The organism is Acinetobacter sp. Li1LvA2, from assembly GCF_056156705.1.
Genome location: NZ_JBSICF010000004.1, coordinates 60,739 through 83,689, shown reverse-complemented (window position 1 = coordinate 83,689; position 22,951 = coordinate 60,739). Strand labels below are relative to the sequence as shown.

General features: G+C 37.6%; 20 protein-coding genes. 13 read left to right on the top strand and 7 right to left on the bottom strand.

The window, feature by feature from the left end; translation table 11 throughout:
• Positions 1-169: 169 nt before the first annotated feature.
• On the bottom strand, positions 170-517 hold the full coding sequence (locus ACS604_RS09925) for a DUF4124 domain-containing protein (protein ID WP_353155635.1): 348 nt from the start codon (positions 515-517) through the stop codon (positions 170-172).
• Between the two features lie 504 nt (positions 518-1,021).
• Between ACS604_RS09925 and ACS604_RS09920 the strand changes: the two genes are divergently transcribed.
• The 4 genes from ACS604_RS09920 (at position 1,022) to ACS604_RS09905 (ending at position 6,676) form a co-directional block, all read left to right on the top strand.
• Complete coding sequence (locus ACS604_RS09920) at positions 1,022-2,746, top strand: acetolactate synthase 3 large subunit (RefSeq protein WP_004794658.1); 1,725 nt, start codon at positions 1,022-1,024, stop codon at positions 2,744-2,746.
• Positions 2,746-3,237: an acetolactate synthase small subunit gene (gene ilvN, locus ACS604_RS09915; RefSeq protein WP_001215920.1), complete on the top strand. Its 492-nt coding sequence runs from the start codon at positions 2,746-2,748 to the stop codon at positions 3,235-3,237. The genes ACS604_RS09920 and ilvN overlap by 1 nt, the downstream gene beginning before the upstream one ends.
• Positions 3,238-3,269: 32 nt before the next feature.
• Positions 3,270-4,286, top strand: coding sequence for a ketol-acid reductoisomerase (gene ilvC / locus ACS604_RS09910; protein ID WP_004794656.1), 1,017 nt, complete (start codon positions 3,270-3,272; stop codon positions 4,284-4,286).
• A 335-nt stretch (positions 4,287-4,621) separates the two neighbouring features.
• A complete protein-coding gene (locus ACS604_RS09905; RefSeq protein ID WP_443271180.1) occupies positions 4,622-6,676 on the top strand; it encodes a bifunctional diguanylate cyclase/phosphodiesterase in 2,055 nt (684 codons plus the stop codon).
• Between the two features lie 701 nt (positions 6,677-7,377).
• Here ACS604_RS09905 and ACS604_RS09900 read toward each other — a convergent pair.
• Complete coding sequence (locus ACS604_RS09900; protein ID WP_013198955.1) at positions 7,378-7,950, bottom strand: TetR/AcrR family transcriptional regulator; 573 nt, start codon at positions 7,948-7,950, stop codon at positions 7,378-7,380.
• Between the two features lie 329 nt (positions 7,951-8,279).
• Here ACS604_RS09900 and ACS604_RS09895 point away from each other — a divergent pair, with 329 nt between their 5' ends.
• From ACS604_RS09895 to ACS604_RS09860, 8 genes are all read left to right on the top strand, one after another.
• On the top strand, positions 8,280-9,143 hold the full coding sequence (locus tag ACS604_RS09895) for a hypothetical protein (protein WP_144734197.1): 864 nt from the start codon (positions 8,280-8,282) through the stop codon (positions 9,141-9,143).
• Between the two features lie 233 nt (positions 9,144-9,376).
• Positions 9,377-10,969: a peptide chain release factor 3 gene (locus ACS604_RS09890; RefSeq protein WP_004794650.1), complete on the top strand. Its 1,593-nt coding sequence runs from the start codon at positions 9,377-9,379 to the stop codon at positions 10,967-10,969.
• A 69-nt stretch (positions 10,970-11,038) separates the two neighbouring features.
• Positions 11,039-11,881 carry a hypothetical protein gene (locus ACS604_RS09885; protein WP_004794647.1) on the top strand — a complete coding sequence of 281 codons (843 nt, stop codon included), beginning with the start codon at positions 11,039-11,041 and terminating at the stop codon, positions 11,879-11,881.
• A gap of 91 nt (positions 11,882-11,972) precedes the next feature.
• On the top strand, positions 11,973-12,914 hold the full coding sequence (locus ACS604_RS09880; protein WP_474771817.1) for a DUF3298 and DUF4163 domain-containing protein: 942 nt from the start codon (positions 11,973-11,975) through the stop codon (positions 12,912-12,914).
• Entirely contained in the window at positions 12,914-13,726 is an 813-nt protein-coding gene (locus tag ACS604_RS09875; protein ID WP_474771564.1) for a TatD family hydrolase, read from the top strand. Before ACS604_RS09880 ends, ACS604_RS09875 begins: the two co-directional genes overlap by 1 nt.
• 124 nt (positions 13,727-13,850) lie before the next feature.
• The gene (gene acnA / locus ACS604_RS09870; protein WP_474771562.1) at positions 13,851-16,607 is read left to right on the top strand and encodes an aconitate hydratase AcnA; all 2,757 of its coding nucleotides are present in this window, start codon (positions 13,851-13,853) and stop codon (positions 16,605-16,607) included.
• A 120-nt stretch (positions 16,608-16,727) separates the two neighbouring features.
• Positions 16,728-17,201, top strand: a complete 474-nt coding sequence (locus ACS604_RS09865; protein ID WP_474771560.1) for a RidA family protein — start codon at positions 16,728-16,730, stop codon at positions 17,199-17,201.
• A gap of 124 nt (positions 17,202-17,325) precedes the next feature.
• Positions 17,326-18,087 carry a tRNA threonylcarbamoyladenosine dehydratase gene (locus ACS604_RS09860; RefSeq protein WP_353155648.1) on the top strand — a complete coding sequence of 254 codons (762 nt, stop codon included), beginning with the start codon at positions 17,326-17,328 and terminating at the stop codon, positions 18,085-18,087.
• 71 nt (positions 18,088-18,158) lie between these two features.
• Here ACS604_RS09860 and ACS604_RS09855 read toward each other — a convergent pair whose 3' ends face one another.
• Positions 18,159-18,281: a hypothetical protein gene (locus ACS604_RS09855; RefSeq protein ID WP_353155650.1), complete on the bottom strand. Its 123-nt coding sequence runs from the start codon at positions 18,279-18,281 to the stop codon at positions 18,159-18,161.
• A gap of 96 nt (positions 18,282-18,377) precedes the next feature.
• Between ACS604_RS09855 and ACS604_RS09850 the strand changes: the two genes are divergently transcribed.
• Entirely contained in the window at positions 18,378-19,277 is a 900-nt protein-coding gene (locus tag ACS604_RS09850; protein WP_474771816.1) for a LysR family transcriptional regulator, read from the top strand.
• An 8-nt stretch (positions 19,278-19,285) separates the two neighbouring features.
• On the opposite strand, the gene ACS604_RS09845 is transcribed toward ACS604_RS09850, so the two are convergent.
• From ACS604_RS09845 to ACS604_RS09830, 4 genes are all read right to left on the bottom strand, one after another.
• A complete protein-coding gene (locus ACS604_RS09845) occupies positions 19,286-19,798 on the bottom strand; it encodes a hypothetical protein (RefSeq protein ID WP_004794631.1) in 513 nt (170 codons plus the stop codon).
• A gap of 334 nt (positions 19,799-20,132) precedes the next feature.
• Complete coding sequence (dusA, locus tag ACS604_RS09840) at positions 20,133-21,137, bottom strand: tRNA dihydrouridine(20/20a) synthase DusA (RefSeq protein WP_474771557.1); 1,005 nt, start codon at positions 21,135-21,137, stop codon at positions 20,133-20,135.
• A 141-nt stretch (positions 21,138-21,278) separates the two neighbouring features.
• Positions 21,279-22,469 (bottom strand): MFS transporter, encoded by a 1,191-nt coding sequence (locus ACS604_RS09835; RefSeq protein ID WP_474771555.1) that lies wholly within the window; start codon positions 22,467-22,469, stop codon positions 21,279-21,281.
• Positions 22,470-22,484: 15 nt separating this feature from the next.
• Positions 22,485-22,895, bottom strand: coding sequence for a RidA family protein (locus tag ACS604_RS09830; RefSeq protein WP_474771553.1), 411 nt, complete (start codon positions 22,893-22,895; stop codon positions 22,485-22,487).
• Between the last annotated feature and the right edge of the window lie 56 nt (positions 22,896-22,951).

The following is a 22,951-nucleotide window of genomic DNA, read 5'->3' as shown; positions in this document are numbered from 1 at the left end:
GAAAATTGAAATGAAAGATTGCTGCACAGCATAGCGCAAAATAACAGGAAATGTCAGTTTTTAGATCAGGATTTTATCTTTTAATATGAGCAATAAACATTTCTCAATCTATTCTTCTTTATTTTAAATAATAGAGGAGTGATGAAAATATTCACCACTCTCATTTTACTTATCGTGCTGTTGTAGTGGGTGGGGTAGGTACCGCAGGTGGAACAGCTACTGCGGGTGCATTTTTTTCCTGTGCGACGTTAGTTGCCTCTTGCACTACTTTATCTGTTTTATCTTGAGATTGTTGTTCTGGGGAAGGTGTCGAATTTTTTACGGATGATTGGCTGCCGTAAGTTGAAACTTTGTTCAAATGTTTTGCACTCTTAGGTGGTGGAGTCGTGGTGTAGTGGGTGGAGCCATTTTTATCCATCCATTTGTAATATTGCTGTGCCTGACTTTGGCTTGAGTAAACTAAAATCGCTGTTGCAACAGCTGTATATAAGCTTGTTTTTAAATAAGATAAATTCATATCAAATATTCCCCAAAGAAAGCTGGCTATATTTAAATAAAGTTCATAAATAAGCAATTTACAATGCATGGTTTTATATAAAAAGAATAATTATTTTTAATAAATAGAGGGTAGAACTACCAAATTTAAGATTTAAATTTAGATTAAAAAAGAAGCAGCTAAAACTTTTTATGGAAAAACCTTTTCTTTAATCTTGACTTTAGTGAATTAAACAACAAAAATGCTTCCTTTAGTTTTATATGCGATTATTTGATCACCCTTCGAATAACCGTCATGTTTTGTAATAGACATTCTCTCTAGCCGAGAGATTGATTTTACTTAAAGTATGTATATCCAGACATGCTTTATTAATGTTAAAAAAGCTTATACGGCTGAAAAACAGAAATTTTTCTATTGCAACGAAAACTAGACAATATGTGTGCTATAACAGTGCAGACAATTCAATGAATGAAACACTATTTGTGCCTTCCATAAATAGTGATAAAGATTTTAGGGTGAATCACGTTGGAACTTTTATCTGGTGGTGAAATGCTCGTTCGTGCTCTTGCGGACGAAGGCGTTGAACATGTTTTTGGTTATCCAGGCGGCGCTGTATTACATATTTATGATGCGCTATTTCAACAAGACAAAATTAATCATTACCTCGTACGTCATGAACAAGCTGCTGGTCATATGGCAGATGCTTACTCGCGTGCTACAGGTAAGACTGGCGTAGTACTGGTCACTTCTGGACCTGGCGCAACTAATACTGTGACTCCAATTGCAACAGCTTATATGGACTCAATCCCAATGGTGATTTTGTCTGGCCAGGTTGCATCACATCTTATTGGTGAAGACGCTTTCCAAGAAACTGACATGGTGGGTATTTCACGTCCGATCGTGAAACATAGCTTCCAAGTTCGTCACGCAAGCGAAATTCCTGCAATTATCAAAAAAGCATTTTATATCGCTTCAAGTGGTCGCCCTGGCCCTGTTGTAGTCGATATTCCTAAAGATGCGACAAATCCTGCAGAAAAATTTGCATACGAATATCCTGAAAAAGTGAAGATGCGTTCTTATCAGCCACCTTCACGTGGTCATTCTGGTCAAATTCGTAAAGCGATTGATGAGCTTTTAAGTGCAAAACGCCCTGTAATTTATACAGGTGGTGGTGTTGTTCAAGGTAATGCATCAGCATTATTGACTGAGTTGGCTCATTTGTTGGGCTATCCAGTGACAAATACACTTATGGGTCTTGGTGGTTTCCCTGGTAATGATCCACAGTTCGTGGGCATGTTGGGAATGCACGGTACTTATGAAGCAAATATGGCGATGCATAATGCTGACGTCATTCTTGCAATTGGTGCGCGCTTTGATGACCGAGTAACCAATAACCCTGCAAAATTCTGTGTGAATGCAAAAGTTATTCATGTTGATATTGATCCGGCGAGCATTTCAAAAACGATCATGGCGCACATTCCGATTGTAGGGGCGGTTGAGCCTGTACTTCAGGAAATGTTGACGCAATTGAAACAATTGAATGTGTCTAAGCCTAACCCAGAAGCAATTGCTGCATGGTGGGATCAAATTAATGAATGGCGTAAAGTTCATGGCTTGAAGTATGAAACACCTGCTGATGGCACGATGAAGCCACAGCAAGTTGTTGAAGCTTTATATAAAGCGACTAATGGCGATGCCATTATTACTTCGGATGTGGGTCAACACCAAATGTTTGGCGCGTTGTATTACAAGTACAAACGTCCACGTCAATGGATTAACTCAGGCGGATTAGGCACCATGGGCGTAGGTTTACCTTATGCAATGGCAGCTAAGTTAGCTTTCCCAGATCAACAGGTAGTTTGTATTACCGGTGAAGCTTCAATTCAGATGTGTATTCAAGAGCTTTCAACTTGTAAGCAATACGGTATGAATGTGAAGATCTTGTGCTTGAATAACCGTGCTTTAGGTATGGTTAAACAATGGCAAGATATGAACTATGAAGGTCGTCATTCAAGCTCATACGTTGAATCATTACCTGATTTTGGCAAATTGATGGAAGCTTATGGTCATGTGGGTATTCAGATTGATCATGCTGATGAACTAGAGTCAAAGCTTGCTGAAGCAATGGCGATTAATGATAAATGTGTATTCATTAATGTCATGGTTGATCGTACAGAACATGTTTATCCAATGCTGATCGCAGGTCAGTCAATGAAGGATATGTGGTTAGGGAAAGGAGAGCGTACATAATGAGACATATTATTTCTGTACTCGTTGAAAACGAAGCTGGTGCGCTTTCTCGTTTGGTAGGTTTATTCAGTCAACGTAACTATAACATTGAGACGTTGAATGTAGCCCCGACCGAAGACCCAACTTTATCGCGTTTGACGTTAACCACTTATGGTGATGATCATAAGATTGAACAGATTACAAAGCAGCTCAACAAGCTTGTTGAAGTTGTAAAAGTAGTAGATTTATCAGAAGGTTCACACATTGAGCGTGAACTGATGTTGATTAAAGTAAAAGCGTTGGGTGCTTCACGTGCTGAAATTAAGCGAACAGCGGATATTTTCCGTGCGCAAATTGTCGACGTGACACCAACTACCTATACCATTCAAATAGCAGGGACAACTGAAAAATTAGATGGTTTTATCGATGCGCTTGCAGAAAACACTATTCTAGAAGTCGTTCGTTCAGGTGTATCTGGTATCGCCCGTGGCGAAAAAGTATTAGCCATTTAATTTTTTAAAAAGTATTTTAGCGGAGAACACAAATGCAAATTTTTTACGATAAAGACTGTGACTTATCAATCATCCAAGGCAAGAAAGTAGCGATTGTTGGTTACGGTTCTCAAGGTCATGCTCATGCACTTAACCTTAAAGACTCTGGCGTAGACGTAACTGTAGGTTTACGTGCTGGTTCAGCTTCTTGGAAGAAAGCTGAAAACGCTGGTCTTAAAGTTGCAGAAGTGCCTGCTGCTGTTAAGCAAGCTGACCTCGTAATGATTTTGACTCCAGATGAATTCCAATCACAACTTTACCGTGACGTGATTGAGCCGAACATCAAAGAAGGTGCAACTCTTGCATTTGCTCATGGTTTCTCAATTCTTTATAACCAAGTTGTTCCACGTAAAGATTTAGATGTAATCATGGTGGCTCCTAAAGCACCTGGTCACACAGTTCGTTCTGAATACCAACGTGGTTCAGGTGTTCCTGACCTAATCGCAATTCACCAAGATGCTTCTGGTAATGCACGTAACGTTGCTCTTTCTTATGCTTCAGGCGTAGGTGGCGGCCGTACTGGTATTATCGAAACTTCATTCCGTGAAGAAACTGAAACTGACTTATTCGGTGAGCAAGCAGTTCTTTGTGGTGGTGCAGTTGAACTCGTGAAAATGGGCTTCGAAACTTTAGTTGAAGCTGGTTATGCTCCAGAAATGGCTTACTTCGAATGTTTACACGAACTTAAATTGATTGTTGACTTGATGTTTGAAGGCGGTATCGCTGACATGAACTACTCAGTATCTAACAATGCTGAGTATGGTGAATATGTAACTGGTACTGAAGTAATTAACGAACAGTCTCGTGAAGCTATGCGTAATGCGTTGAAACGTATTCAATCTGGTGAATACGCGAAGATGTTCATTCAAGAGGGTGCATTAAACTACCCATCTATGACTGCTCGTCGTCGTCAAAATGCTGCACATGGTATTGAAGTAACTGGTAATAAGTTACGTGCGATGATGCCTTGGATTCAAGCGAACAAAATCGTAGACAAAGAAAAGAACTAATTTTCTTTTTCTAAAGCTTCAAAAGAACCCTGCTACTAAGCAGGGTTCTTTTTTATACTGTTTTTATTTGAATGTGAAAAAGTGCGATTAGGTCAACTTGACCAGATTAAAGAAATTCTATATTTTTCATATAATTGGCTGCTTAATTTTTAGTTACTCTATTGATTTATAAAGTAAAAAATACTTGACCAAAATATAGATAATGTTATTGTTTATAACTGACTAAAAACGTCAAATTTACTAAAATTTTTTTAACATGTTTAATTTTTAATTGTATTTTGGGCAATGAGTTGAACAAAATAAAAAAAAGTATTGAATAATCATGGAAGTCCACTATGGGTCATGTTGATTACGATAGCACATTGATCGTCGGCTCTTTTTTTGCAGCTGGCTTCATTTGCTATCTTGTGATTTCCATGGAGCAATTAATATTCAAGCAAGTCTATAAAAAATTTGAGTCCTTAATTCTATTTATCAATGGCTTATTGCTCGCATCAGCAATTAGTATTGTTCATATTATTGGTATACAAGCTTATCATCTGTCTGAAACAGTTAACTCAAATATTCCTTTGATTACTGTTTCATTTGCCATTAGTGCTTTGCTATCGTGCATTGCCTTGTGGTTGACTTCGCGTTTTACGCTCCCTTTATTCCGGCTCATTTTAAGTTCTATTATTATGGGAATTGGAATTTCAGCTTCATATTACATAAGTATGTTGGGCTGGAGTATTAATATCTATAAAAAAGATTACACCTCTTTCTTGCTATTATTTTCTATATTAATTGCGATGAGTGGCTCAGGGCTGGCATTTTTATTAGCTTATAAATTAAAAGATAATGAACGTTACCGCCTAACTTTAAAAATCGTATTTTCGGTTATGATGACCTTAAGTATTATGGGAATGCACTATACGGCGCTCATTGCGACGAATATCACTGATAAATTTATTAGCCAATATCAGGCAGAACATGACTTATTATTATTTACGATTATTTTGGTCACGTGTCTGGTACTCGTAGCAAGTTTTATTGTCGCGATGTTAGAGCAACGGCTCACCCAACAAAATTTAGAGTTACGTAAGGCGAATAAAGAATTAGCTAACTTATCTATACTGGATAATTTAACCAAACTACCTAATCGTCTTTATTTGGTTGATTATGCAGAGGTATTGCTCTCAGATCATCGATATAAAGATCAGAAAATTGCTTTTTTATATATCGATTTAGACCGTTTTAAATCGGTGAATGATGCGTTTGGGCATCATGTGGGTGATCAATTACTTATTCAGATGGCAAACCGTTTACATTGGCAACTCAATGAAAAATGTAAATTGCTTAGAATCGGTGGCGATGAATTTTTGCTTATTGCAGAAAATACAAATGCAGATGAAGCTGTGATTTTGGCTGAGAAGGTTTTACAGCTGATTCAGGAAAGCTATCAAATCTCTGGCAAAGAAATTAATATTTCTGCAAGTTTGGGCGTGGCACTCTTTCCCGAGCATGGACAAAATGTTCAGGACTTACTCATGAATGCGGATGCCGCCATGCTCATGTCTAAAGAACAAGGTCGGAATACATATACAATCTTTAGTTACTCAACCCATCAGCAAGAAACAAGAAGTCAGTCAAAACTGATCAATGATCTTTATAAAGCCGTAGAAGAAAAACAGTTCATTTTATATTACCAACCAAAATTTAATACGAATCTTGAAGTCTGTGGAGTTGAAGCCTTAATCCGCTGGAATCACCCAGCCTTAGGAATACTTACTCCGCATATGTTCATTGAAGGTGCGGAAAAAACGGGGTTAATCATTCCAATGGGGTATTGGGCACTGGAGCAAGCTTGCCTACAAATTCAAGCGTGGGAACGCAGTAATACACCGTTTTATCCAGTTGCAGTGAACCTATCGGCATTACAGTTTGAAAATAAAAAGTTATTTAGTACGCTCGAAGCATTGTTAAAAAAATATCAAATTCAACCTCATCACTTAATTGTTGAAATTACAGAATCTACGGCAATGCGTCATATTGACTTGAGTATCCGAGCCTGTGAGCGGTTACGTGATATGGGAATTCGTGTTGCTATTGATGATTTTGGAACAGGGCATTCGAGCTTCTTATATTTAAAAGATTTGCCTGTAGACGAATTGAAAATTGACCGTGGCTTTATTGTTGATTTAAAACCAGGTTCAAAAGAAGAAGTTATCCTGGAAAGTATTATTCATTTAGCTAAAAAGCTAGGTTTAACAGTAACGGCAGAAGGAGTGGAAACCCAGCAGCAGGTTGAGATTTTGACCCGTTTAGGATGTCAGCAATTTCAGGGTTATCTATTGGGAATGCCTGTTCAGGTTGATCAACTCATTGAGTCTCAAGGGGCTAATTTCGTTTAACCTTTTATATATTAATTTTCTTTAATTTATTTTGTTAATTTTTCAAACTTTCCTACTAAAAAGTGGCTGATCAACCTAGGTCTAATCTTTAAAAATGATACGCTTAAAGAGAATACGTGCCTATTCAGTTGCAAAGAAAAGGTTAAGCATAAATATATAGTTTAACAGAGAGTATCTTGTTACATGTTCATTTAGATGGGATTGCATAGTTAATAATTTTTGAAATTGAAAAAGCTTTAGCCCAAAGCCCAGCAAGTTATAGTGTGCTATTGGAAGTGTTTGTTAGTGAAATTTATATAATAATTTTAATAACTTATATAAAATATTTGAAATGGATGTGTTAACTTTTCATTTATTATAGAGAATAAAATACTTTGGATATAATAATTTATTAGTATATTTAAATAAAATATATATCATTACTTAATAATTACTTTAATGAATAGATAGCTCGAGCTAAAAAGGATTATAAAATTTTCTTATTGATTTTATTAAGTTTATAAAGTAATTAGACTTAAAAGAGAGGTTGTTGATTAAGGTTGAAGTGAAATGCTTGTTTTAAAAATAAGATCATTAAATTTATAGGATTGTAGAAAATGAGTGAATTGGTATTAACTTGGTGGAGTAGGAGTTTATGCTCCACCAAAATTAAGATTGTTGTTTATTTTTGTTAAATTATAAAAAGTTAATTAATTTATATATTAAATAGTTGCACACTCTCGAACCTTCTCAAAATTAATGATTTTATTTATATAAGACCATGTTTTCTCTGAGTTGATTTTTGATTTATTTATAGTGCCATCAATAATGATGCCATCGACAATATTAAGAAAGAGTCCTGTAAGGATTTGTTTATTCTCAACTTCTAGTTCTGAAAAGGTTGAAAAAACTAATTTGTAAATCCAATCTCGATATTTATTAATTTGATATTTAATAGATGGATACAATTGCATGACTTCAATCGTCGCTTTCTTAAATAAGCAGCCATTAAAATCATCTGTATTGATCCAGTCGACATACCAGTTGAAAATACTTTTAAGTTTAATTAATGGATCATCAATATCATTAACTTTATCAAATAAAGAAGTTTGGACTTCTAAATTTCTTCGATGAAGACATTCTTCAATTAAGGCTTCTTTAGAAGAAAAATATTTATAAAAAGTCATTTTTGCCACGTTTGCTTCAGCAATAATACGATCAACCCCAATAGAGGTATAGCTTTTTTGGTTAAAGAGGGTAGTGGCTGTTGTTATAATTGTTTCTCTTTTTGACATCGGTTTTCTCGTCATAAAATATTTTTGATTAACTTTGCTATTGTAAAGTATGAAAGCTTAAATAAATCTTATTTTATGATATTTAAAAAATTATATTTATTCAATAGGTTGATTTGTTATTGAAAATAATAAAAATTACTTCTAATTGGCAGTAATTTACTTTTTTTAAATATTATTAATTAATTCGTTGATTTGTTGAGTTAATAAACATAATATAAAATTGTTAAGTTTTGGTTTGTGGAATTTATTTTAGCAATTGAATGCAAAATTGGAATAAAAATAAGGCCCTATAACTTAACTATAAGAAAAACTTTTTACTGAGAATGATTATGTCAAAAAAATTTGAAGACTTTAATAATCCAAGACAAAAAGCATTGCAAGGGATGAGAAATAGCATTCCTGCAAAACAGTGGGAAGAGAATTTACAATTTCTTAAAGAGTTAAGAAGTAAAATTGCAAAATTACCAGTTTCAAGACATCCTGCAATTGAAGTATTAAATAACGGATATCTCGATAAGAAGAGTTTGACCCATATTCATTTAGAATATCGTCATGCAATTGTACAAATTTTTACAGATGCTTTATTAAAGGCTCAGTTTCTGACAAAACAACTGGAACCTAAACTCCATTCAGGAGCTAAAATGTTTCCAAGAGTATTATTAAGTTTAAATATACTTGATGAGTTTGGTTTTCGTCCTGGTTTAGGTAAAGATAATTATTATTTGGGGAATCCTGAATATGCTCATTATCCGTTATATGAAGATTTACTTAATGATTATGGTTTAACAGAGCTTGATCGTCGTAACTTTAAGCCATCAAAAATTTCAGATCAGGTTAGATCATTTTTAGAATCTTCTTATGATAGTTATATCAATGTAGTCGCGTTACTAGCTGTTGCAGAGGAAGAGGTTATTCTTTTTAGTCCTCCATTACGTCAAGCGACCAAATTTGTGAATATTGATGTTGAAGGTGGTGGGTATTACCATGTGCATGGTGTATCTACTGATGAGACATCTGAAGCTGCTGATGATGACCATCAAGATGATCTTTGGTTCACTTTAGCGCAAGCAATTACTAAAGATGATTATGAAGGCTTAACGAAGCTATGTATTGAATATTGTGCGTTATGGAATGAGTTCTGGGATGCACAAATTGCCGATGTTCAGTTTATTGAAGAAAAGAAACTGGCATAAGATATTCTGCTAAACCCGAAGAAAGCCCATCTAAGATTGTATGGGCTTTTTTTAATTATAAAATTTCTAAGATGCTAAGCTACATTCTCAAAAAATATCTAAAAAGCTTATGAGTAGCTCATGGCTTATCAACAATCATTAAACACTTCTATAAATCTGCTACAATTACGCCAATTTTTATTTTGATCGACTTTAGGTCTTTGGCACTGCAATCTCCGCAGTAGGTGTATTTCATGAGTTTTAAAGATGAGTTAGCGGCACAGGTTGCTCAACGCCGCACATTTGCCATCATTTCCCACCCCGATGCCGGTAAAACCACCATGACAGAAAAATTACTGTTATGGGGTAAAGCAATTCAGGTTGCAGGGATGGTAAAAAGCCGTAAATCTGACCGCGCAGCTACATCTGACTGGATGGAAATGGAAAAAGAGCGTGGTATTTCGATTACCACGTCTGTTATGCAGTTCCCTTATAAAGGTCATACGATTAACTTACTCGATACACCGGGGCATGAAGACTTCTCGGAAGATACTTATCGTACCCTAACCGCAGTTGACTCTGCGTTAATGGTAATTGATGGTGCAAAAGGTGTCGAAGAACGTACCATCAAATTGATGGAAGTTTGTCGTATGCGCGACACTCCTATTATTTCATTTGTAAACAAGATGGACCGTGAGATTCGTGAGCCGCTTGAGTTACTTGATGAAATTGAAAATGTCCTCAATATCCGTTGTGTACCAATTACATGGCCATTAGGGATGGGACGTGATTTTGCTGGTGTATACAACATTATTGAAAATAAATTGTATGTCTACAAAGCGGGCTTTGGCTCAACCATTACAGATATTGAAGTCCGTGATGGATATGATCATGCGGATATTCGCGAAAAAGTAGGTGAGTTGGCTTGGGCATCTTTTGAAGAGTCGCTTGAACTTGTGCAAATGGCGAATGAGCCATTAGACCGCGAATTATTTTTACAAGGTAAACAAACTCCGGTTCTATTTGGTACGGCATTAGGTAACTTTGGGGTTGACCACGTATTAGATGCTTTCATGGGCTGGGCACCTGAACCTAAAGCGCATCCTACACAAGAGCGTGTGGTTGAGGCGAAAGAGGAAGGTTTCTCTGGTTTTGTATTTAAAATTCAAGCCAACATGGATCCGAAACACCGTGACCGTATTGCCTTCATGCGTATTTGCTCTGGTAAATATGAAAAAGGCTTAAAGATGAACCACGTGCGTCTTGGTAAAGATGTCCGTATTAGTGATGCTTTGACATTCCTTGCTGGTGAGCGTGAACATTTAGAAGAAGCATGGCCAGGCGATATTATTGGTTTACATAACCATGGCACAATTCAAATTGGTGATACTTTTACCAGTGGTGAAAATTTGCATTTCACAGGTATTCCTCACTTTGCGCCAGAGATGTTCCGTCGTGTGCGTTTAAAAGATCCATTGAAGTCAAAACAATTGCAAAAAGGTTTGAAAGAGTTGTCGGAAGAAGGGGCGACTCAGGTATTTATGCCACAAATCAGCAATGACCTGATTGTGGGTGCGGTAGGTGTGCTTCAGTTCGATGTGGTTGCTTATCGTTTGAAAGAAGAATATAAGGTTGACTGTGTTTATGAGCCTGTAAGTGTTAACACAGTTCGTTGGATTCACTGTGATGACGAAAAAACTCTGAATGAGTTTAAGAAGAAAGCACATGATCAACTTTCTATCGATGGCGGCGGACACTTAACCTATCTTGCGCCAAGCCGAGTGAACTTGCAGATTATGCAAGAGCGTTGGCCTGATATTCAGTTCCGTAACACACGTGAACACTGATCATTTTAATGTGACGAACAGCTTCGAATAGAAGCTGTTTTGTTTTGAAAAATAAGAAAGGATGATGAAATGAATTTGAATAGAAAGACAGTTATTGCGCTTGTAGTTGCAGTACTCATATTAATTTTGGCAATTTGTCTTTTTGTCTGGAAAAGAACTCAGCCTTCATCATCTTCTCAAACAAAACTAGCATCTACCCAAACTCAACATATAGAAAAGGCTGAAGTACTGCCATTTCTTAACTTACAACAAGTAAAAGCGGATTATGCTTTGCCATTTTGTGAGAAGAAAAACTGTATTGATGTCGATATTCAAACGATAAAGACCCAAGATGCATGGCTAAATGAATGGATTGCCAAAAGCCAGGCTAAAGTGATCCAAGACCAAATTGATTTGAAAAAAGACTTAACCTTGCAGCAAGCCATTAATGCCTATGTTAAAAAGTCTGATGAATGGCAAGATAAATATTCAAAGAATCGGGCTTACGAATTACATCTTCATACGCGTATTGCATCACAGCGTAACCAATATGTTTTATTGCAATTAGGGCTTGATACCAAGCAAGAAGAGCTCACGATTAAAGACCGTTATTACTTTTTTGTGGCTGACCGAAAACTGCATAAGAGCTTAGCTTTATTAGATGTTTTACAAAAAGATCAACAAACAGCTGTACATCAAATGGTGCAGGTGGCCTATCAAGACTGGCTAAAAAAGCAGACTGCTGACATCAAGAAAGAAGCACCCAAAACTTTATATTGGGGGCAGGCAGATTGGTTCTTTGATGGTGAAGGTGTTGGCTTACATTATCAGGCAAACCAGATCACTAAAGAAGCTCCACAGCTCGATATTTATTTATCTAAAGAACAAACCAAAAAAATATTACAACCCGAGGTTTATGAACAAATGTTTTAAGATGGTAGCAGAATTTGCAACCTCTATTTATATGCGCTAATTTCTTAGAAAAGGCACTGTGCAATCTCCTTAGAATAAAAGGCAAAATATGATGTTATCTTCTAAAGCTTCACTGCGATTAACTTTGCTTGCTTCTGCTATATTTTTGGTAGCATGCCAACCTAAAGCTGATCCTAAGGACTCTCAAGAACAGCAGAAACCAGCAGTCGAGGAACAAAAGCCAGTAGAGCTGACTTTGAAGGGTGAAACAGTTCCTACTAAGGTTGCTTTACCTGATTGTGATGGTAAAACTTGTCCCGAATTCACAGTTGAACGTTTGCAGAGTAATTTTCCATTTATTGACAAAATTCTAGATCAGCAAATCTTAAAGACTCTAGGTCAAATTTTAGAGATTGCTGAACCAGATGCTAAAGTGAAGCAATCAGATCAAAAAACAGAAGCTTCAGGAGTTGCGAGTGCAGAGCAAAAAAATAGTTTTGATGCACAGGTTCAACGTTACGCCAATTCATTTATTGGTTTGGACAATGAGTTAAAAGCTTTAAGTAGTAATCATCAGATAAATCTTTTGGTGAAACCTAAAATCTTGCAGGCTCAAGGTAAAGTCGTAACCGTGGTACTGAATAGTAGTAGCTATTTAGGCGGAGCACATGGTTCTGCTGCACAGCATTATTATAATTTTGATTTAAAAGAACAAAAGCAGATCAAGCTTGAAGATTTGTTACGCCCACAGCAAAAAACTGCATTAGAAAAGTTAGCCCATGAAGCCTTTAAGACTTGGGTTACGGACTCGAAATTGGCTGATAATGTAGGTGAATATGAGCAAGCTTGGCCATTTAAGTTATCTGATAACTTCTTATTGGGTGAGCAAGGTTTAATTCTTCAATATGGTGAATATGAAATTGGACCATATGTGGTGGGATTACCTCGATTAGTCATTCCATATGACCAATTACAAGAAGTGTTGAAACAAGAGTATTTGCCACAGCCTAAAGCTAAACCAGCTTCAGCACCAGTTGCAAAAAGTGCTGGCTAATGCATTTGTTTGATACCCATACCCATTTTGATGTTGCCGATTTTGATGAAGATCGGCAACAGTTAGCGCTTAATGCCAAAAAAGTGGGCGTAGATGCATTAGTCTTAATTGGTTTTGTGCAGTCACGCTTTGACGAATTGGTGCAAATTCATCATCAGTTAAAGAGCTGGGAAAATGTGCCCACTTCATATTTAGCACCAGGCTTACACCCGTTTTATATTGAGGAGCATCACCCAGAACATCTTTCTCACCTTGAACACATCTTGCGGCAACAGGACTGTGTGGCGGTAGGTGAAATTGGCCTAGATACTTTCTTAAAAGAACATAAGCAGCCCGATATATATGATAAGCAAAAACAATATTTTGCAGATCAGTTAGAGCTTGCAACCCAATATCAAAAACCAGTATTACTCCACATTCGAAAAGCGCATGGTGATGTGCTCGCTATATTAAAAGCTCAAAAATTTAAATTGGGTGGCATTGCTCATGCATTTAGTGGTGGGGTAGAAGAGGCAAAAGGCCTTATTAAGCTTGGTTTTAAAATTGGTGTGACGGGGCAGATCACCAACCCAAACGCAAAAAAACTTCATACGGTTGTGCAGGCTATAGGTGCAGAGCATTTGGTGATTGAAACAGATTGTCCAGATATGACACCGCTTTGCTGTCAAACTTCAACAGAACAGCGGACTCGTAATACCCCTGTTAATTTGCCTTATGTATTACAAAGTTTAGCTGAAAATTTAAATATGCCAGAGTCAGATTTGGCTGAGGTGCTGTGGAAAAACTCTCTCACTGCATTGAAATTATCGTAATAAAAATCAAAGATTAAAAATATTAACTAAAACAAAACACAGCGATTAAAAAAGAAGCTTAAAGTAAGAAAACAACATGTAAAAACGTGAAAAATAACATTGCCAGACATGGGAGGATAACCCAATGGCTAAGTATAGCAATATCAATAGTTTTAATGCTTTACAGACGCTAACAGTAGGTTCCAGCAATTATCAGATTTTTAGCTTAGCCCAAGCAGAGAAAACGCTAGGGGATATTGCCAAACTGCCGAAATCTTTAAAGGTATTATTGGAAAACTTATTACGATTTGAAGATCAGCACAGCGTTAAAACTGAACATATCCATGCTTTAGCAGAATGGCTAAAAACCCGTAGCTCAGATCAGGAAATTCAATATCGTCCTGCGCGGGTTTTAATGCAAGATTTTACGGGTGTGCCAGCAGTGGTTGATTTAGCTGCAATGCGAGCAGCGATGGCACAAGCGGGCGGCGACCCTGAAAAAATTAACCCCTTATCTCCCGTTGATTTGGTGATTGACCACTCTGTAATGGTTGATTATTTTGCCGATGATCAGGCATTTGAAGAAAACGTACAAATCGAGATGCAACGTAATGGTGAGCGATATCAATTTTTACGTTGGGGGCAATCTGCATTTAATAATTTTAGTGTAGTGCCACCGGGCACAGGTATTTGCCATCAGGTCAATTTAGAGTATTTGGCTCAAGCGGTGTGGCTAGGTGAAGATAACGGTCAGACTTTTGCTTTTCCAGATACTTTAGTGGGTACAGATTCACATACCACCATGATTAATGGTTTAGGTGTATTGGGTTGGGGTGTAGGGGGAATTGAGGCCGAAGCAGCTATGCTGGGCCAACCGATTTCTATGCTGATTCCTGAAGTCGTTGGTTTTAAGCTCACAGGCAAACTACCAGAAGGAATTACTGCAACTGACTTGGTGTTGACTATTACTCAAATGCTTCGTCAAAAAGGTGTTGTGGGTAAATTTGTAGAGTTCTATGGAGACGGCTTAGCTGATTTACCACTTGCTGACCGTGCAACTATTGCCAACATGGCACCAGAGTATGGTGCGACTTGTGGTTTCTTCCCAATTGATGAAGTGACATTGGGATATTTGAAACTAACCGGTCGTCAAAGTGATCGTATTGAACTGGTTGAAGCGTATAGCAAAGCACAGGGCTTATGGCGAAATGCAGGTGATGAACCTGTTTTTACAGACACTTTAAGTCTTGATATGAGTACGGTTCAGGCAAGTCTAGCAGGTCCAAAACGTCCACAAGACCGTGTGCTTTTATCAGAAGTACCAAAAACGTTTAATGCGCTGATGGAGTTAACTTTAAAACCAGCCAAGGAAGCCAAAGAACGTTTAGAAAATGAAGGCGGTGGCGGTACTGCGGTCGAGGCAAAGAAAGCAAATATTCAACATGAAAGCCCTTCTTGTGTGATTGAAGGGCAAACTTATCCATTAAATCATGGTGATGTTGTTATTTCAGCCATCACATCTTGTACCAATACTTCTAACCCAAGTGTAATGCTGGCAGCAGGTCTGCTTGCTAAAAAAGCGATTGAAAAAGGTTTGCAGCGTAAACCGTGGGTGAAAAGCTCTCTTGCACCAGGCTCTAAAGTCGTGACTGACTATTTGCTAGCTGCTGGGCTTACGCCGTATTTAGATGAGTTGGGCTATAACTTGGTGGGATATGGTTGTACAACCTGTATTGGTAACTCAGGCCCCTTACCTGAACCAGTTGAAGACGCAATTCAATGTCATGATTTGAATGTTGCATCAGTACTTTCTGGTAACCGTAACTTTGAAGGACGCGTACACCCATTAGTTAAAACAAACTGGCTTGCTTCGCCACCTTTGGTAGTCGCTTACGGTTTAGTTGGTAATATTCGTACCGATTTGACTACGCAACCTATTGGGCAAGGTAAAGATGGGCAACCTGTTTATTTAAAAGATATCTGGCCAAGTCAGGCAGAAATTGATGTCGTTTTACAGAAAGTAAATACCGACATGTTCCATAAAGAATATGCTGCGGTATTTGATGGTGATGCAAGCTGGCAATCAATTCAGATTCCAAAAAGTAAAACTTATGAATGGGCTGATGATTCGACATATATCCGTCATCCGCCATTCTTTGAGGGCATTGGCGAACCACCAAAACCAATTAAAAATATTGAACAAGCAAATATCTTGGCAGTACTTGGTGACTCGGTAACGACTGACCATATTTCACCAGCAGGTAATATCAAAAAAGACAGTCCGGCAGGTCGATATTTACAAGAGCAAGGTGTTGAGCCAAAAGACTTTAACTCCTACGGTTCTCGACGCGGTAATCATGAAGTTATGATGCGCGGGACTTTTGCCAATATTCGTATTAAAAACGAGATGCTTGGTGGTGAAGAAGGTGGTAACACCATTCATGTGCCAAGTGGTGAAAAGCTTGCTATTTATGATGCGGCGATGCGTTACCAACAAGAACATACACCGCTTGTGATTATTGCTGGTAAAGAATACGGAACAGGTTCTTCACGTGACTGGGCGGCCAAAGGAACGAACTTGTTAGGTGTCAAAGCTGTCATTGCCGAAAGTTTTGAGCGTATTCATCGTTCAAACTTGGTGGGTATGGGTGTGTTGCCACTACAGTTTGTTGATGGGCAAACTCGACAGTCACTCAACTTAACTGGTCATGAGGTGATATCAATTCGAGGTTTGTCTGATGGTGTTCAGCCTCATCAAATTCTTGAGGTTGATGTAAAAGGGCCAAATGGAGTCGCTAGCCACTTTAATGTGTTATGTCGAATTGATACGTTAAATGAGGTTGAGTACTTTAAGGCGGGTGGTATTTTGCATTATGTATTACGGAATTTGATTGCGGAATAAAAACCTATCTTTCATGAGTTCCACAAAAAAGTCTCATATTTATGGGGCTTTTTTGTTGTCTTTGATTGTTGGATGAGCTAAATATAAATGAAATAATTTTTGTTATAAGAAGAAGCATTTATGGATAGAGATACAGTATTTTTAAACGTGGAATCTCGATTAGCCTTTGATTTTTCAGGAGATATAAAAATAGGAGGTAAATATACCTCACTCATTGAACATGCTGGACTTGTATTTATTAGTGGTCAAATTCCAAGAGTGGGCGATACAGTACAGACTTGTGGAAAAGTTGGATTAGATGTTGATTTATCAGATGCACAGCTTGCTGCAAGTATTAGCACCATGAGAGCTTTAGCAATTTTAAAACAGCACTATGGGACTTTAGATGTTATCGGAAAAGTTTTACAAATGAATGTATTTGTTCATTCAACGTCAGCTTTTACACAACAAAGTGAAGTTGCTGATGGGGCATCTGAAATTCTGTATGAAATTTTGGGTTTAGAAACGGGGCGGCATACACGTACTTCAGTCAGCGTGTACCAACTTCCCAAGAATGCATCGGTTGAAATCAATTTCATTTTCGCCTTGAAATAAAAGTAAGTCGGGATCATCCAATTCTTTCAATTTCATTGGCTATTTTTATTTGTAAGAACGGCAAGACGTTGTACATAAAAATCAGTAAAATATGTGGTTTGATTTTTAAGAGAAAGCTAGTTTCATGACCGATCTCCAACAAGATGAATATGACCGCCGTTTTGCAGGTGTAGCCAAAGTTTATGGTGATTCATCGTTCCAGCACTATGAAAAAAGTCATGTGATGGTGATTGGTATTGGTGGTGTCGGTAGTTGGGCGGTAGAAGCTTTGGCACGTACAGGTGTTGGCGAGATCACGTTAGTCGATATGGACGTGGTTGCAGCATCAAATGTGAACCGTCAGTTACCTGCAATGACATCAACTCTAGGTTGTGAAAAAGTTGAGATCATGGCGGAACGTTGTCGCCAAATTAACCCACGTATTAAAGTAAATATTATTGATGACTTCTTAACACCTGAGAATGTCACCGAGCTTTTAAATCCTGTACCCGATATTATCTTGGACTGTATTGATGACGTTAAAGCAAAGTTGGCTTTAATGCTCCATTGCCGTTTTAATAAAATTCCGTTGATTGTGTCGGGTGGAGCTGGTGGTAAGCTTGATCCGCTTAAAATCCGTGTGGCTGATTTATCAAAAACAGAACAAGACCCAATGTTAGCGAAGCTACGTAGTCAACTTCGTGCTCGTGGGATCTGTAAAAAGCCGAAAGAGAAATTTGGTATTACTTGTGTTTATTCAATCGATAATCCATTTTCGAGTGCAGATGTTTGCCCATCGGCTGGCCTACGTTGTGGTGGATATGGTTCGGCGGTAGTGGTGACGTCAAGCTTTGCAATGATTGCTGTAGCGGAAGTTTTGAAGAAACTCGATTTAAAGAAAGCGTAATTTAAATCTTAAAAAGGCAGGCACTTATGTGAGTGCATGCCTTTTGTTTTTTGAGTAAAGTTAAAATTGACTTAATCATATAACTCTATGTTGTCGTGTTGGGGCTGTGTTGGGAGCTGTTGATCATAAAATTTAAAGCACCATAAAATTAGAACAATAACGGTGAAGATGGCTAAACCTTTTAAATACTTCATGAATAATTCAATCAAGTGAATGGTCTTGATAAAATTCTAGCGAAGGTAATCTATCTAATCTAATATAGAAAATAGACCTAATGATCTAATTTTGAGATAGAAATGCTCACGTTAAAACAATTCCAATATTTTATAAAAATCGTTGAAGAAGGAAGCTTTACTGCGGCTTCTGAAAAGCTATTCATAGCTCAGTCTGCTTTAAGTCGGCAAATTAAATTACTAGAAGAAGAAATTGATTTTCAGTTATTTGATCGTACTGATAAGAAAGTGAAACTGACAACAGCGGGAGAAGTCTTCTATAAAAAAATAAAAGATAATATGCATTATTTAAATGAGATCATTGGAGTTTCTAAGAATATTGCAGAAGGAAAAAATCGCCAGATTAAAATTGCTCACTCGAGCAGTATTGTCATGGATAATAAAAAGGTTCAAATATTAAAAGAAATTAGCTTAGTCAAATATATAAATTTTGAGATAAACACCTTGTCATCTGAGCAGCAAATCTTAGCTTTAATGAACGGTGAAATTGATATTGGTTTTATTAGACCTCCTGTTCGGCACACACTAGATGACGTCAATATTATTAAATTATATGAAGAACCTTTAATGGTGGCTGTACATATTGATCATGCTAAATTTGCAAATAAAGAGAAGTTGGAAGTCAAAGATTTAAAAGAAGAATACTTTGTTTCTACACCACATTCTAAAAGAGGTGGATTAAGCTATTTAGTTTCAAATCTATGTTTAGCCGCAGGATTTACCCCACAAAAAGCTCCAATCCAGTCACGTAAGATTTCACAGTTACACCTTGTGGCTGCAAATTTAGGTGTAAGTATTGTGCCTAAAGAATTTCAGCAAATTTTGCCTAACCAAGTAAAGTTATTACCTTTGGCAGATCATTTGTCACTTTCAGAAGTTTTGCTGGTCTATAGAAAAGATCATGATGAATTGATTCAGCATTGTGCTGAACTCATTTATCAAACCTTTCAATCTTAGAAAAATGATTAAGTGGCTAATCTATAGTAAGTGTAAGTAACGCTATCATCTTTATAGACATCATAACTATTTTGTTTGAAATCAGAGACCCATTCACTTCCTGTATATCCAGCAATATGTCCATAAACATGGTTACGGGTTCTGTGAATGATATAGATGTCACCTTCTTGTGGTTCATCAAAGGCTGGATTAATTTCTTTATAGCCAATCTTTTTTAAGGTATCTCCCCAATCTGAAGCTGCAATTGGGTGATTTTCGACATTGGCACCAGCAGATTCTAGTGCAAGGCGGATACTACGTGCGCAACGAGCTTTACTGCGTCTAGAGGTAACACTTTCTAATTTTTCTACAAATTTATCAATATCTATAGCGGGAGTATTGGAAGTTTCTGTCTGATGATTATTGGGTTTCATGGTGAAAGGATAAGGAAGGCTTGGGGTGCTGTGGGATACAACAATGGCTGCCTGATTTGAATCCTGATACATGTAATTATCAGCTACTTGTCCGTCATAAATAATCATCGTGAAATCTCTACCGTGCTACTCATATCCATATTAAAAAAATCACCACCTACCTGTGGCGTTCAGAGATACTAATCGGCGTACCTTAAAAGTTTTGTTTATGTTATGTAATAACGTATCTTTTTTCCAGAGAGGTCTGCTTTAGAGTAAAAAGATGCTCATCAAAAGAGTGATTAAAAATAGTGAAATTTAAATTATTGATATCATTATAAATAAATAATTAACCAGAGCTTAAATTTGAATATTTTGCTTCAACATTTGCGAATATACTCAAAATCTAAGTCTCTGATTTAAAATGCCACATTTTCTTACAATTTAAGAAGTGATCACAGACTTAAGCTTGCTGTTCTTTTAAATATTCCTCGGTACGAATTAGAGCTGCTTGCATGTTGCTAATAGCCTGTTCTACATCACCTAAAGTTTTCGCATTTCCGCCACTTAGCGCCTGACGCCACTTTCGAGCACCTGGCAAGTTTTGGAATAAACCTAAGATATGACGAGTAATGATTGAAAGCGGAGCACCCTCAGCCATACGTTGTTCAATATATGGCAGCATTTGTTCCATAATATCGAATCGATTTGGTGCCTCTAAATTCCAAAGCTGACCCATTTCCGCAAGTAAGTAGGGATTGTGGTAGGCTTCACGGCCAATCATGACACCATCAACATGCTGTAAATGTGCTTGAGTTTCAGCAAACGTTTTAATTCCGCCGTTAATTTCAATGGTGAGATGTGGGCGCTCTTGTTTTAAACGATAAACATCTTCATAGCGCAAAGGTGGAACTTCACGGTTTTCTTTCGGAGATAGACCTTTCAAAATAGCGATACGAGCATGCACAACGAAGTAAGTACAACCTGTTGCCGCAACAGTATCTACGAAATGAAGCATCTCTTCGTAAGATTGCATGTCATCGATACCAATACGGTGTTTCACTGTTACAGGAATCTTTACTGCCTTTTGCATGGTATGAATGCATTCAGCAACTAACTCTGGTTCTGCCATTAAGCAAGCACCGATTTTATTGTTCTGTACCCGGTCACTTGGGCAGCCTACATTGAGGTTGACTTCATCGTAACCCCAGTCTTCGGCCATTTTTGTGCAGGTCGCAAGCTCTTGCGGATTTGAGCCACCAAGTTGTAATACGATAGGGTGCTCTTGTGCGCTGTAGTCCAAATGACGTTTTGCATCGCCAAAAAGAATCGCACCTGTAGTTACCATTTCTGTATAGAGCACAACATTTGGGTTAAACAAGCGTGCAAAGAATCGATAATCCTTTGTAGTCCAGTCCATCATGGGTGCGACAGAAATACGAGGTTGTAACGATTGAAGTGATTGCATAACCAATAGCCCAAAAGTCGCTAAATTAATGAAAGGGCAGCATTATACGAGGTTTATGCTTGAATCGACAGGGGCATTTAACCGAGTAATTTATAACCACCCTTGTGTTGAATATAGAAAGATGATTTATAACAAGTTACCTTATTGGGAAGCCATTTTCTTTTTTTGTAAGATCGTATCGAGCATACTAAATAAAATACAAAGAACAACTAGCCCAATCCCTGCAAGGCAAGTCATGGTCCATCCACCACGGTTCCATGCAAAAATTCCTAATGCTGAACCACCTGCACCACCAATAAAGTAAGTGGTCATATAAATGGCATTAATACGAGATTTAGCATCTGGTCGTAAACGGAAAATAATGCTCTGGTTACTGGTGTGTACGAGCGCGAGTGCTAACTGAATTAAAGCAAAGCCAATAACATAAGTAGAAAGTAAAGTTTGTCCAAAGTAGAAACAAACCCAACTTACTAAGAACAGCCCGCAGCCCATCCATGTCAGTAAGCCAGTATGGCCTTGATCTGCATATTTACCAATGTAGCGTGTTGATAAAGCACCGAAGATACCCACTAAAGGCACTAGTCCAATAAAGAGATCAGGTAAATGATGTGCTGAGGTAAGGAGTAAGGCGATAGTGGAATACAAGATACTTACTGCTGCAAAGGCGAAAGCACCTGTAAGCGCTCTTAATAATAATCGCTTTTCCTGCTTTAAAAGTTGAGCCATGGAAACAAAGATTTGCCCATAGTTCATTTTCATACGTAAGACATAAGGCAAGCGGCTTTTTAAGGTAAATGCTAGCAGGAGTATTAATACTCCACTTACGACATAGACTACTTTCCAGTGGAAAAGGTTCGAAAATAAGCCTGCCAGACTGGTAGAAAGTAAAATTCCGACCAATAAACCACTCATTAAAAAGCCAATGATCTCGCCAGTTTTTTCGGGTTTTACAGTCATTGTGGCAAGTGGAATAAGCACTTGAGCTGCAACCGAAAACAAACCCGCTAAAATTGTACCGATCCATAGCATGGGTAAGTTAACAGCAAAAGCAGAAGTAAATAGGCCAATTGCACAAAGTACCATTAAAAACGGAATAGCCTTGGCTTTATTGACGATATCACCCATTGGAACAATAAAGAGTAAACCGAGGGCATAAGACACCTGAGCAAATGTCACGGTTAATGCTGCTTGTGCTTGAGTTACAGCAAACTCTTGTTGAATCGAGTGAATTAGGGGCTGACAATAATAATTCACACCTGCACATAAGCCACATGCTGCTGCCATCAACCAAAGCAAAGGTTTATTCTGACTGATATCTTCAGGGGTAGACATGATGTCCTCTCGATTTTATTGGGTGTATGCGGTTGCTTCGACTTCAATAAGCATGTGTTCTAGCGCAAGGCGTGGTACAGGAATGAGTGTACAGGCTGGAAAAGGATGATTTTTCCATAAATTCTGCATAATTTTAATTAAAATTTGATGTTTTTCGACCGAATGGTCAACAACTAAAACTCTTAACACCGCAATATTACTAAGCTCCGCATTGGCAGCTTTTAAAGCATGTTGAATGTTATTAATGGCTTGGATAACTTGTTCTTCAAAATTTGGGCTTAATTCACCTTTTGAATTTTCGCCACCTTGACCTGCAATATGAATAATCTTTTTAAAATTTTCTACCACAGCCACATGGCTATAAGCATTTGGGGTAGGGTCATATAAAGTTGATGGATTTATGATTTTAAAAGTTTCTTTACTCATGGAACTCAACCGTTCATTAAAATTTAGATGAGTATCCAACCTCAACTTAAGTTGAG